The sequence below is a fragment of the Lientehia hominis genome, assembly GCF_021044755.1.
Classification (GTDB): domain Bacteria; phylum Bacillota; class Clostridia; order Lachnospirales; family Lachnospiraceae; genus Lientehia; species Lientehia hominis.
In genome coordinates, this window is sequence record NZ_JAJNOR010000001.1 from 939573 (window position 1) to 952819 (window position 13247).

Genomic DNA, 13247 nt, shown 5'->3' on the forward strand with positions numbered 1-13247 from the left:
CGTATTTATCTGCCTCCGCACCTGTTACATGCTGCTTCTTTCGCTTTTATCTTACTCCATTCCAGGCTGTCCGTCAACGGACTTCTTTTTCCGGACCGCCGCTCTGGTCACTCGGATCTGCACAAAAGCACAGACGGCAAAACTCAAGATCAAAAATAGGTAAAAACTGATCCCCCGGCTAACCACCATAGCCGTCTTAACTGCTTCCTTCGGGAAGATCGTCTGAAAAGCCCATAGGAAGCCGCCCTCTGCCGCCCCTACAGCTCCTGGAGAAGGAACGGCCGACGCGGATAACGTGAGGATCGACTGCACAGTCATCACGGAGCCCCATCCAGTCCCGATATATCCCAGCGCCCGGTATACGCAGTAAGGCACAGAGGACAACGCTCCCATCTGCAGAAGTGTCACCGCAAGCACCCGCAAAAACAAGAATGGATTTCCTTTCATGATCATGGTGCTTTGATGGTATTCTCCGATTTCGGCGTTCACCTTTTCCATTGCCTGATCCCGGTTCTTTATCAGATGAAGACTGGCTCCCAAACGAACCAGCCACCCCAGAATCCGTGTCACAGTCTTCTTCGATAACATGATAAAGGCCAGGAACCCGGCCATCAATCCGTTCACAAGACCTCCATAGAGCAGCAGATATTTGAGATGGCCGGCCGCCTCACCCGCCATGGCTGGATGGAATACCGCCATAGTCCCCGCGAACAGCAGCATGGCTATTTGATACACCAGAACAATAAACAAAATTGCCGCTGACGAGTCGGCAATGGATATCCTGTCCTTTTTCATATAATAGACCTGCATCGGCTGGCCGCCGCTGGAGGATGGGGTGATGGAACTAAAATAGAAGCCGATAAACGCGTATTGCTCGCAGTTCCGGAACGATACTTTCTTTCCCAGAGCCCCCATGATCATCCGGATATTCACCGCCTCACAGGTTACAAAAAAAACCATACAGGAAAGGCCGAGAAGCAGCCACCGCCCGTCGGCCTGACTCAGCGCCTCCCACAGATCGGATATGCGGTATCCCCTCAGCAGTACGAACACGGTGGCTGCCGTCAGAAGGAGCAGCAGCAAAATACCTTTTCCATATCCAGTTTTCTTCTCTGTCTTGTCCGTACCTGTCTTACTCATAAAGCAGCTCCTGCAAAATACTCATCCAAACTGATAAAATGATAACCCGAGGCTTTCAGGTCCGGGATGGCCAGCTCAAGAGCTTTAATAGTTTTCAGAGGCGCTCCGGCCGCGCCTCCTGTGTCCTCTCCAGCATCATGAAGACAGATTATGGCTCCGTCCGACACCCGTTCCCTCAGCTTTTTTGCGATTCCAACTGTCGAAGCATCCGCCCGCCAATCCTGCGCCATCACATCCCACAGTACCATTCTCATTCCCTGCCCTTTTACAAATTTTCTTGTGAACATGTTCCGTATTCCCCACGGTGGGCGAAAATAGCGCGGCGGTCTGCCCAGAAGCTCCATATGAATCATCCGGCAGGCTTCAAAGTCCCGTTTCATATAGTTGTATGTAGAAATAAGAGCATTCCTGTGTTCTATGGAATGGCTGCCTACAATATGTCCCTCTGCTTCCATCCTTTGTACCAGCTCCGGTTCTTTTGCCGCATGATTCCCAACCACAAAAAACGCCGCCGGAATCTGCTCTTTTTTTAACAGATCCAAAAGAGTTCCCGTATACCGTCTGTCAGGTCCGTCATCAAATGTTAAAACCAACCGCCCCCCGCAGTTTCCTGTGTTTTGCCGCATAACGATTCATTTCCTCCCGGATCACATAATCGATCACTTCTGATATTCCATGATAATCAAGCCTGTGCTGCAGACGGCGCATCTGCATTTTATAGTACGCCAGCTTCCTGCTGTCTGACAGCAGAGCCTCCAGCCGGTCCAGACATTCCTCTGCATCTCCCCAGATCACTTCTCCCAGCCGGTTTTCCTCTAAATATACTGCGTTATACACCTCTTGCTTAAGCCGCGGGTTCAGAGCCGCCACAGGCGTCGCCACCGACACCGCTTCAAATACAGTGATGCCTCCCGGCTTCGTCACCACCAGGTCTGAATCCCTCAGATGATCCGATATGTTCTGGACATAACCGAGCACCTGAATGTGCGGAAATCTCCCTTCCAGGCGTCTCCTCAAAGCCTGGTTACTGCCGGTTATCAGCGTTGTTTCCACCCCTGGCATCCGGTCCAACGCTTCATAAAATGACAGGTCGTGGGGCAGAAGCCCCAGTCCTCCTCCCATGAGAAGCAGCTTTCTCCTTTTTTTACAGCCATTTCCGTATCCATTCTTTGTTCTCAGCTTTTCATGGAACTCCAGCCGAACCGGAATGCCCGTTACAAATATCTTTTCTCTGGGCACGCCTTTTCGGATAAATTCATATTTTACTTTCTCCGAACCGACCATGTAAGCATCCGTATGCCTGTTTATCCACTCCGAATGGCCTGTGATGTCGGTGACACATGTGATCAGCGGCACCTGGCATCTGTGTTTTTCTTTATAAGAAGAAACGGTCTTCGCACAGAGCGCCAATGTTGCGATGAGAATATCCGGCTTTTTCTCCTTCAGGAGCCGGCTCACCCCCCACCGGCCCGCCAAAGCCACCTCCGGCCTCTGATCGATCTCTGCGTTTTCCAGCCGGGAATAGCGATGATTGTAATACCACTGACAGTGATTTACTATCGCGGCATATGTTTTATATATCATACCAGAAAGCTGCGGAAAGATGTATTCCATCCAGTCCACCACTTCCACCTGGACATCTCCGTACTCTTTTTCTAACTGCTCCAATACTGCCCGGGCAGCCTGATAATGTCCCATTCCGAATTTGCCCGCTAAAATAACGACCTTCATGATTCTCCCCCTATATCAGATCCATTTGATTCCAAACTCTGTTTTAATCCGCATTATAACTGTTATAGCATTTTACCAATGTATATACAACTTACAATTCTGTCACTTTTTTGTTACTAAGCCGTCACATTTTCCCGGCGGCATCTCCTGTTTTCCCCGCCAGCAGCAGAGAAATCCCTCTTCGCTTGACTTTGATTCTACAATAAACTTCTCTATAAATTCTCTACTTTCCAGGAATCTCCTGCGGCCGGGAAGATCCTGCTAACACCCCTGCATCGCCAGCGAACCGAAATCGTGACGGTCCGGAACTTCTGCCGGTGTTTAACCGGAGCTTGATCGGAGCTAACTATAAATGATTCCAAAAAGTATTTAGTATCATGTAATAAGGCACCAGACAACATTATCTGTCTGGTGCCATGATCGCATGTATATACTCAGGTTCATTTTTCCTCAAAGTTTCCTTAACGGGCAGAGCCTCTCTTCATAATCCTTGACGTAATATTTTATATTTTTCCTGCCTCTCTGCAGGATGGTATGTCCTTCTGCTTCCAGCTTTTCCTTCTGAGCCTGAACTCCGCCTGGATATTTGGGATTCAATTCTCCGCCGGCTTTCAGCGTTCTCCAGTACGGAGTCTCATCCTCCTCCCGCTGAAAACTCGCCCATGCTGCTATGGAGACAAAGATCCCTGCCGTGATCGGATCTGTAAAATCCGCATGGTTCTTTTCAGCAAAATATTCCCGGATCATCCCCACCGTGGCGACCCTTCCCCAGGGAATCTTTTTCATGATCTTGTCGTAATCGATCGGAGGAGCAAAGTACATTTTCTCTCCTCCATATTTTTTGACCGCAGCCTCATCGGTGATGATCTGTATCTTCGGCATCCCTGAGTCCTTATGGAGCATCGCATTAAAATCTTTTTTATCTTCGTTCGCCATATCAGCACCTCCTTTTAAAAGCATATACGTTTTAAAAGTTTCCTGCAATGAGGCGGTTTTGTTTTTTATGGAAATTCGCTCAGTTTTTTAGTCTCTTTGATAAAGCTTATGCCGCTCTCAGTAGCCGAACACACCCTCCAGGGACTCATCCTGCTCCACCCATTCGGAAACATAAACCATCCGGTATTCGTCCTTAGTATCGCGTATGTATACCCGCTCAATCCCCGCATTGATGATAAGGCGCTTGCACATGGAACAGCTGCTGGAATTTTTCACGTACTCCCCGCTCTCTGCCTCAACTCCTACCAGGTAAAGTGCGCTTCCAAGCATCTTATCCCGGGATGCGCTGATAATGGCGTTGGCCTCCGCATGGACACTCCGGCACAGCTCATACCGTTCTCCTCTCGGTACGGACAGCTTTTCTCTGATACAGGCTCCTGCATCGGTACAATTTTTTCTTCCCCTGGGCGCCCCCACATAACCCGTGGAAATGACTTCATCGTTTTTGACAATGACCGCGCCATAATGACGCCGAAGGCAAGTACATCTTTGTGAAACCATCTCCGCCAGATCCAGATAATAGTTCACTTTATCTCTACGTTTCATAACCGCTCCTCTCACCTGTTCGTATGACAGATGCAGACCGCTGTAACCTCCTGATCCATAGGTGTCATGCGAAGTTCCTTGACCTCGCGGCGCTCCGTTTCACCTCTTCAGCAGTGCATATTTCCCTTTCTCCTGTTTCACTGGGAAATATCCCTCTGTATTTCGTAGGTGCGGAATGCAATGGAGATTTGCTCGTCAAATCGGGCGTCTCCGTCCGCGCCTATCAGCTCCCGCACCCGGCTCATCCGGTAGCGGATGGTATTTTTGTGAAGATGGAGCTGAGCAGCCACTTGCTCTACGTCGCCGTTCAGCTTAACATAAAGAAGCGCTGTCTGAAACAGTTCCCCATCATACTGCCGGTCAAAGTCCAAAATTGGCTCCAAGATATTCCTGCAGTACTGTTCCATCCAGGGACTTCTGCAGTAGGGAAGCAAGATCTGATAAATCCCCATCTGCTGGAAGCACACAGAGCTTTCCCCCAAAAGCTTCGCGTACTGGCTGGCATAAAGCGCTTCCTGCATGGAAATGCTGACCTCATCCATGCTGTCGTGTATGGTCCCGATGCCGACGAAATAGTCCTCCTGCTTCAGCGACAGATTTCTCATGACTGTTCCCGCCAGATCCCCCTTTATCTGACGTTCCTCCATGTCCATCACGATCAGATAACCATTGCGAAACCGAAAAGCCGCATCCCGTTTGCCGAGTCTGTCCCTCAGTTCATTAAAAGCACGTACATAGTATATACTCTCCGACAGAGACTTCGCATTGCAGTAAATTGACAGGTATTGCCGGTATCCTCCCTCAGGCAGGATTTCCTGGGACAGGCTCCGGACATTTGCCACGCTCAGGTTATCGTTGACCAGGAGGCCAATCTTCTGCTCCAGCAGCTCCGTATCGTCTCTTTCTTCCATCTTTGTCCGGATGATCACCGCTATATCCTGAAAATAGGCATCGTCCCGTCCAAAAGTATAGACTGGAAGCCTATGTTCATTGGCATAGTCCATGGCATCCTGAGGAAGTGTTTCATAATAGATTGTCTTGATGGCCAGCGCAGCCACTCCGTCCCGGCACAAGCCTTTGATCGCCGATAAGATCCGTTCCGGATGGTCTTTTGCAAACAAAAGACTGGAAATCACAAACGCATTCTTTCCAAAAGCCCAGAGCCGTTCCAGATCAGGATCTTCATTGGCATACTCATAATCCAGGATACCAATGTTCATGATTTCTTTTCCTTCCCCCTCACGCCCGGCAATCAAGGTGAAATTCTGAAATTCCTTCAGCTGCATGATTTCTTTTACCGTAATCGGCATGATTTATCACTCTCCTCCGTTTTTTACGGCTGAACAGGATGCTACTCTTAGTCTACTAAGAAAACATCCCCTTTTCAAGCCCGTTCCCCCCGTAAGATTTTTCCAGTAAAAATATGTTTTCCTTCAACATACCACAAAGCCCTGCACAGTGATGGGACGGAATCAATGGAATTCCGCCCCATGCTTTGCAGAGCTTTTAGCAAGCATCTACGAACTAGTTCGTACCAGCTGCTCTTCTTATTTTTTTAAACTTTCCACAAACTCTCCCATCCGTTTGATGCCGTCCCGGATATTATCCGTGGAGGTCGCATAGGAAAGACGTACAAAGCCTTCTCCGGAAGCACCGAATCCTGTGCCGGGAACCATGCCCACATGCTTTTCTTCCAAAAGCCTCGTTGCAAATTCCTCAGCGCTGAGTCCCGTCTTCTTGATATTTACGAATGCATAGAACGCACCCTGGGGCTTCACACAGGAAAGTCCGTCAATGGCGTTGATTCCTTCGTAAACGATGTTTCTCCGGTTCTCAAATTCCTTTACCATGGAGTCTATGTATTTCCTGGTCCCTTTGATCGCTTCTACACCTGCCCACTGAACAAAGGTATTCACACAGGAAATAGAGTTCTCATTGAGTCTCCCGATCGCTTCAATGATATCGGCCGGCCCCGCCGCATAAGCGAGTCTCCACCCCGTCATCGCATAGGTCTTGGAGAAGGACTGAGAAATGATCACCCTGTCTTTCATCCCCTCTATCATAGCTGGACTGTAGAATTTAAGTCCGTCGAAGATGATGTTATAGTATACTTCATCGGAGATCACCAGCAAATCATGCTTCTTGCAGAAATCACAGAATGCACACAGCGCTTCATGGGATATCACGCCGCCGGTGGGGTTGTTCGGGGAATTCAGAAGAATCGCCTTCGTCTTCTCATTTACATACTTCTCCAGCTCCTCCAGGTTGTAGAAGAAATTATCTTCCTCATGGACCGGAACCAGTACCGGCTTGCCGTGTGCGATTTTGGAATGATTCGGATGATTTGCCCAGCAGGGATCATTTACGATCATTTCCTCGTCATCATCCAGGATGGCCATGGCCGCAAGACGCAGCGTATCCATTCCGCTGGGGGTGATGACAATCTCCGTTTCCGGATCATAGTGGACACCATGGGTCCTCTCCAGATCCTCGGAGATTGCTTTCCGCAGCTCAGGAATGCCTGAGTTGGGCGCATACTTCGTCTTTCCTTCGGAAAGAGCCTGGATAGCCGCTTCCACAATGTTCGGCGGCGTCTGGAAATCAGGCTCACCAATGGTGAACGAAATCATATCGTCACAAGACTCCGCAATTTTGTTTTGTTTTTCTAAGAAAATACGGATAGAAGAACGATCTACGCATTTTCCTGTTTTTGATACACGACTCATGGCCGGATACCCCCTATTATATAAAAATTTGGCTGATCAATATTGTGTCTGTTATTTATGCTCCCAGGTATGCCTTCCTTACCTGGTCGTTGGCCTTAATCTCGGCCGCAGGCCCCTCAAGAGAAATCTTGCCTGTTTCCAGGACATACGCACGGTTGGCGATGGAAAGTGCCATGTTGGCATTCTGCTCCACCAGAAGGATTGTCATGCCTTCCTTCTGCAGTTCCTGGATGATATCAAAAATACCCCTTACGACAATGGGCGCGAGTCCCATGGAGGGCTCATCTAAAAGAAGCATCTTCCCTCCGGTCATCAATGCCCTGGCAACTGCCAGCATCTGCTGCTCGCCGCCGGACAATGTCCCGCCTATCTGACTCTCCCGTTCCTTCAGACGGGGAAACAGCGTATATGCCCGTTCCATATTTTTTTTAATGGTCGCCGCATCCTTATCAGTCCACGCTCCCATCAGCAGGTTTTCCTTCACCGTCATGCTGTAGAAGATCCTTCTTCCTTCCGGCACATGGTTCAGTCCCTTCGCCACAATCTGGTGGGGCGTCATCTTCGTCAGTTCTTCTCCCATGAACTTAATAGAAGTCATAGTGCCTACCTTGTTCAGTCCAGAGAGCGCACGAAGAGTACTAGTCTTTCCGGCACCGTTGGCGCCGATCAGGGTAACGATCTCCCCTTCATCCACATGGAAGCTGATATCGTCCACGCCTTTGATGGAGCCATAATTTACCACCAGGTTCTTGACCTCTAACATAATTCCTCTTCCTCCTTTCCAAGATATGCCTCGATAACCTTCGGGTCATTCTGTACCTCGGAAGGAAGGCCCTCAGCGATAGTCACGCCGAAGTCGATTACCTTGATTCTGTCGGCAATGGCCATGACCATGTTCATATGGTGTTCGATGAGAATGATCGTAATATCGAATTTCTCCCTTATTTCCTTGATCAGACCCACCAGCTCATCCACTTCACTGGGGTTCATGCCAGCCGCCGGCTCATCCAGGCAAAGAATCTTAGGCCTGGTAGCCAGGGCTCTCGCGATCTCCAGACGGCGCTGTTCGCCGTAAGGCAGGTTTTTCGCGAGGAAGTCCGCTTTATCATCCAAACGGAATACCTTCAGAAGCTCCATAGCCTGGTTTTTAAAATCTTCTTCCTGTTTCCGGAATTTCTTGGTCCGGAAAATCGCGCTGGCAAGGTTATAGGTAACCTGCAGCTCCATGGCGATGATGATATTGTCCAGCACACTTGCGCTGCCGAACAGACGGATATTCTGGAATGTCCTGGCAATCCCATGCTCCGTAAACACATTGGAGCGAAGGCCGTTCATCACCTGATCGCCCAGCTTTACCGTGCCATGTGTCGGCTGATAAATGCCTGTCAGCATATTGAAGATCGTAGTCTTTCCGGCGCCGTTTGGCCCAATGATAGCAAGAAGCTCGTTTTCCCTCAGCTCCAGGTTGAAATCCTGCACTGCTTTCAGTCCGCCGAATTCAATGGATAAATTTTCTGCTGTTAATAACGACATGTCGTTTCCTCCTTTCTCCCTTATTGTTTTCCGGCGCCGCCGTTGTTCTCGCCTGCCTGCGCCAGTTTCTTTGCTTTCCGTCTTTCTACAAAGGAGGAAATTAATCCGCCGTTATCTGCCTTCTGGTGAGCGCTCTCTTTATCACCGAATCTCATGAAACCAAATTCATGCTTGCCGAAGATTCCCTTAGGCCGGTTCAGCATGATGATGATCAGGATCAGCGCGTAGATAACGAGACGCCACTCACCCATGAAGCGCAGGAACTCCGGCAGCATTGTAAAGATCAATGCTCCGAGAAGGGCGCTGCTGTAGCTTCCCACGCCGCCGGCATAAAGGAATAACAGCATATCAGTGGATTTCACCTGGCTGAACATCTCCGGATTGATGAACATCATCAAATGGGCATATAAACCTCCGCCCAAGCCCGCAATAAATGCGGAGAATACAAAGGATTTAATCTTCGCTTTTGTAGTATTGATACCCATGGTCTCCGCCGCCAGCTCATTCTCACGGATGGCGATGCAGCCTCGTCCATAACGGGATTTTGTAAAGTTACGAAGCAGGATCATCACGATGATCACCGCTACGAAAATGATTGGAAAGGTACTCAGCTTCTGGATGCCGTTGAGTCCCTTCGCCCTGCCGGAAAAAGGAAATACACGCCACAGCACGCGGATGATCTCACTGAATCCCAGTGTGATGATGGCCAGATAATCGCCCTTCAAACGAAGGGAGGGAATACCGATCAGGAAACCGATAAATGCCGCCACCGCCGCGCCGATCAGAAGCGCCAGGAAAAAGAGGCCGTAAGAGGCAAACGGATTTCCCATGGCTGACTGGAATACCAGCTTCGTCAACATTGCTGATGTATACGCGCCAACGGACATAAAACCTGCCTGGCCCAGGGAAAACTGACCCGTCATACCGTTGATCAGGTTAAGGCTCATGGCCACGATGCCGTTGATACATGCCAGCTGTAAGATCTGATACCAATAAGAGTTGAGGATCTCCGTTCTGTAAAGAATCTGGATCACCACGAAAAGAACAGGAATCATAATGTAGCTGACATAGGATTTTTTATCTTTCTGCAACTGTACTGCTTTTGTCTTACCCATCCGATATCACCTACACTTTCTCTGTTGTCAGCTTGCCGAACAGACCGGCCGGCTTTACAAGAAGGATCACGATCAGTATGGCATATGCCACGCCAAAGCCCACATCTGCGTTGAGGTTCGTGGCAAAGATCTCCGCGATACCCATGATGATTCCGCCGAACATGGCTCCTTTAATGCTACCGATACCGCCGACTACTGCGGCAATAAATGCTTTGTTGCCCAGGAAGGAGCCGATACTGACCTCCAGGGTCGGATACATGATTCCATAGAACACACCGCCTGCGCCTGCCAGTGCTGCGCCGATGAAGAAGGTGCTGGAAATGACCATGTTGATATTGATGCCCATAAGAGCTGCCGCATCTCTGTCCAGAGAAACCGCACGCATGCCCCGGCCTACCTTCGTCTTATTTACAATGAAGTTAAGACCAAGCATCAGGAGGATAGCCAAGACGATCAAAAGAATCTGAGTCGTTGTAAAGGTGACGCCAAAAATCTTGATACTCTTGCTTTGAAGCAGAGTAGGAAAAGCTTTCGGGATAGGCCCGATGAAAGGCAGGGCCCTGCAAAGGTTCTGAATGAATGTGGATACGCCGAGGGCCGTGATCAAAGCTGACAGCTTCGGCTGGTTCCTCATGGGCTTATAAGCAATCCTGTCTGTGATCACACCGATGACACCGGCCACCAGCATAGCCATGATCAGGCATACCACGAAATTTTCTCCTGCGAAAAGCGCCGCAAAAAACGCCGTATAGGCACCCAGCATCAGGAAATCGCCGTGGGCGAAGTTAATCAGATCTACGATTCCATATACCATAGTATATCCGAGTGCCACCAGTGCATATATGGTACCCAGCTGGAGCCCGTAGATGAGAAGCTGGAAAAACTGTGACATATTTTCACCTCTTTCTGAAAAATGGGAGGAATACACTCCTGGAAAAACTTTTATCTCCCGTTACATAAGACGAGAGCGAGACTTGCGCCTCGCTCCCCAATTCTTACGGTTTACGGATTGATTGTAGAAACGTAGGTCGGTACACCGTCTTTATAAATCATAACATTGGCAGATTTTTCCGGGTCTCTGTTTTCATCGTATACAAGATGGCCGCTGGGCAGGTTGATGTCGGTCGCCTGGATAGCGTCTCTAAGAGCTGCGCTGTCATCTACCTTACCGGCTCTCTTGAAGGAATCTACAAGAATCTGTACACAGTCATAGGACATAGTGGACTGAGTGTTGGGCTCTTTGTTGTATTTCTCACGGAATGCTTTTGTGAAAGCCTGAGAAACGGGGTCCGTGCTGTCAGCAGCGAACAGAGAGATGAAATAGCATCCTTCTACGTTCTCATTTCCAGCCAGCTCGGGTACGTTGGGGTTATCCCAAGACATCTCGCCCATGATTTCTGCTTCGATGCCCATTTCACGAATCTGTTTGATCTGAAGGGGAAGCTCACCAGCCTGGTTGGGAAGGAAAATAACTTCTGCTCCAGAGTTTTGGATATTGGTCAGCTGAGCCTTGAAGTCTTTTACGTCAGCGCCTGCATATGCTTCGAATGCAACTACTTCGCCGCCTGCCGCTTCAAATTCTTTCTTGAAGTTGGTAGCCAGTCCTGAAGAATAGTCATCAGCGTTGCTGTAAAGAACGGCAACCTTGGATGCTTTTAATGTTTCCTGAGCCATCTTTGCACAAACTACAGCCTGGAAGCTGTCAATCCAGCAGGCACGGAATACATACTCGCCGCCCACGGTCGTACAGTCAGGGTTGCTGGAAGTGGTGCCGATAGCCGGAACCTTAGCAGCTGTTGCAAGAGGGCCTGCAGAGATAAGGGGACCGCTGGAGTCGGGTCCGATGATGGCAGCAACTTTATCCTGGCCAATCAGCTTATTGTAAGCATTGTTGGTGATCTCAGGCTTACCTTCATTGTCCTCTTCCACGATTTCAATCTTATACATCTTGCCGCCTACTTCGAAGCCGCCTGCGTTGTTGATTTCCTCAACAGCCAGGTCAACGCCGTATCTGGAATATTCACCTGCTACCGCATTGGGGCCGGTGAAAGGCTGGCAAAGGCCGATTTTAATGGTTTCTGCATCACCGCTCGCGCCGCCTTCTTCTTTAGTTGCTTCAGAACCATCTGCAGCAGCGGTGGTCTCTTTGCCCTTGTCTTTGTCAGCGTCCTTATCTTTGCCGCCGCAGGCAGCCAAAGAAAATACCATGACAAGTGCTAACATCAAAGATACTACTTTCTTCATAAGTTTTATTCCTCCTTTTTTATGATAAGTGCGTACTACACACACTTATTTCGGTTTCTGTGTATTGCTTTACTGAAGGCCGATGACAGCCAGCTGCTTCTTCATCTCAAGGATTTCATCCTGAGTCAGGTTATGTAACGGTCCGCGTACATATCCCGCATCGATTCCCCGCAGCTTCATCGCCTCTTTGAAATGGCCCATGCTGGCTCCGCCCTTCAGAATATCGCAGACTTCATTGGCAAGCCTCTGCTGTTTCCTGGCCTCATCCCAATCGCCGCGCATACACGCCTGATAGGTCGCTACAAATATTTCAGGATATACGCTGGATACGCCGGATACTACACCGTCACAGCCCATGGCCATCAGCGCATTGATCAGTTTATCACATCCGTGAAGCACAGAAAAATTGCCGTCATTTACTTTCTGATATTCCAGAGTCCTGCACATATCGGCAAAGCTGTACTTGATTCCGATAATATTTTTAAATTCTCTGGCCAGCTTATCAGCTACGGCCACCGGCAGATCATTGGAAGAGCACTGAGGAATGTTGTAAAGGTAAATCGGGAAATCCTCCGGCACGCTCTTTGCGATCGCTGCGTAATACTCATATATGGAAACGTCGGTCGCGCCGTAGAACGCAGGAGAAACTGCTCCGATACCATCCGCCCCAATTTCACAGGCATGGCGCGCCAGCTCACAGGCATCCTTTGTTTTCATGGCTCCTACGTGAATGAACACGGGAATACGGTGATTGCACTGATTCACAACTGTCTCGGCTACCAGTTTTCTCTCTTCATTATTCATCAGCATCATCTCACCTGTTGTACCCAGAGGATACAGGCAGTTGATACCTTTTTCAATAAGGAAATCCACATGCTGTCTGATTGCTTCCACCCTTACGGTCTCGTCCTCATTAAAGGGAGTGACCATGGCTGTAACAACACCATAAAGCTTCTTCATGACTTGCCTCTCTTTCATACTTTTCACCAGATTATTGTTTTTAAATCCGTGCAATTATTTCCAATTCACCGGTATATTAGCAAATTTCTCAACGCCTTTACAAGGACATTATGGTGATATTGCACAACTTTCGTTTCGTTAATGATAGCACACAGAAAAGTCACATTTCATCGTTTTTCCTCCAAAAATTCCTGTTTAATTTTTGTACTTTGTACAAAGGGGTCCCTCGCGGCGTCCTCTGCGGAACAAAAAGGGC

General features: G+C 49.0%; 13 protein-coding genes. All 13 read right to left on the bottom strand.

Annotated features, from left to right (window positions below; translation table 11 throughout):
* Window positions 1–51: 51 nt before the first annotated feature.
* Window positions 52–1140: a lysylphosphatidylglycerol synthase transmembrane domain-containing protein gene (locus LQE92_RS04285; protein ID WP_231061748.1), complete on the bottom strand. Its 1089-nt coding sequence runs from the start codon at window positions 1138–1140 to the stop codon at window positions 52–54.
* Entirely contained in the window at window positions 1137–1766 is a 630-nt protein-coding gene (locus LQE92_RS04290; RefSeq protein ID WP_231061749.1) for a polysaccharide deacetylase family protein, read from the bottom strand. The genes LQE92_RS04285 and LQE92_RS04290 overlap by 4 nt, the downstream gene beginning before the upstream one ends.
* Window positions 1717–2871 carry an MGDG synthase family glycosyltransferase gene (locus LQE92_RS04295; RefSeq protein WP_231061750.1) on the bottom strand — a complete coding sequence of 385 codons (1155 nt, stop codon included), beginning with the start codon at window positions 2869–2871 and terminating at the stop codon, window positions 1717–1719. Before LQE92_RS04295 ends, LQE92_RS04290 begins: the two co-directional genes overlap by 50 nt.
* A 450-nt stretch (window positions 2872–3321) precedes the next feature.
* The gene (locus tag LQE92_RS04300) at window positions 3322–3807 is read right to left on the bottom strand and encodes an MGMT family protein (protein WP_231061751.1); all 486 of its coding nucleotides are present in this window, start codon (window positions 3805–3807) and stop codon (window positions 3322–3324) included.
* A gap of 117 nt (window positions 3808–3924) precedes the next feature.
* Window positions 3925–4413 carry a deoxycytidylate deaminase gene (locus tag LQE92_RS04305; RefSeq protein ID WP_231061752.1) on the bottom strand — a complete coding sequence of 163 codons (489 nt, stop codon included), beginning with the start codon at window positions 4411–4413 and terminating at the stop codon, window positions 3925–3927.
* A gap of 137 nt (window positions 4414–4550) precedes the next feature.
* The gene (locus LQE92_RS04310; RefSeq protein WP_231061753.1) at window positions 4551–5723 is read right to left on the bottom strand and encodes a PucR family transcriptional regulator; all 1173 of its coding nucleotides are present in this window, start codon (window positions 5721–5723) and stop codon (window positions 4551–4553) included.
* Between the two features lie 237 nt (window positions 5724–5960).
* A complete protein-coding gene (locus LQE92_RS04315; RefSeq protein WP_231061754.1) occupies window positions 5961–7139 on the bottom strand; it encodes a pyridoxal phosphate-dependent aminotransferase in 1179 nt (392 codons plus the stop codon).
* Window positions 7140–7194: 55 nt separating this feature from the next.
* Complete coding sequence (locus LQE92_RS04320; RefSeq protein WP_231061755.1) at window positions 7195–7902, bottom strand: ABC transporter ATP-binding protein; 708 nt, start codon at window positions 7900–7902, stop codon at window positions 7195–7197.
* On the bottom strand, window positions 7896–8672 hold the full coding sequence (locus LQE92_RS04325) for an ABC transporter ATP-binding protein (RefSeq protein ID WP_231061756.1): 777 nt from the start codon (window positions 8670–8672) through the stop codon (window positions 7896–7898). The genes LQE92_RS04320 and LQE92_RS04325 overlap by 7 nt, the downstream gene beginning before the upstream one ends.
* A 20-nt stretch (window positions 8673–8692) precedes the next feature.
* Window positions 8693–9787, bottom strand: a complete 1095-nt coding sequence (locus tag LQE92_RS04330) for a branched-chain amino acid ABC transporter permease (RefSeq protein WP_231061757.1) — start codon at window positions 9785–9787, stop codon at window positions 8693–8695.
* Window positions 9788–9797: 10 nt separating this feature from the next.
* Complete coding sequence (locus tag LQE92_RS04335; protein WP_231061758.1) at window positions 9798–10679, bottom strand: branched-chain amino acid ABC transporter permease; 882 nt, start codon at window positions 10677–10679, stop codon at window positions 9798–9800.
* A 110-nt stretch (window positions 10680–10789) separates the two neighbouring features.
* Entirely contained in the window at window positions 10790–12031 is a 1242-nt protein-coding gene (locus LQE92_RS04340; RefSeq protein ID WP_231061759.1) for an ABC transporter substrate-binding protein, read from the bottom strand.
* Window positions 12032–12100: 69 nt separating this feature from the next.
* Window positions 12101–12991, bottom strand: a complete 891-nt coding sequence (locus tag LQE92_RS04345) for a dihydrodipicolinate synthase family protein (RefSeq protein WP_231061760.1) — start codon at window positions 12989–12991, stop codon at window positions 12101–12103.
* Between the last annotated feature and the right edge of the window lie 256 nt (window positions 12992–13247).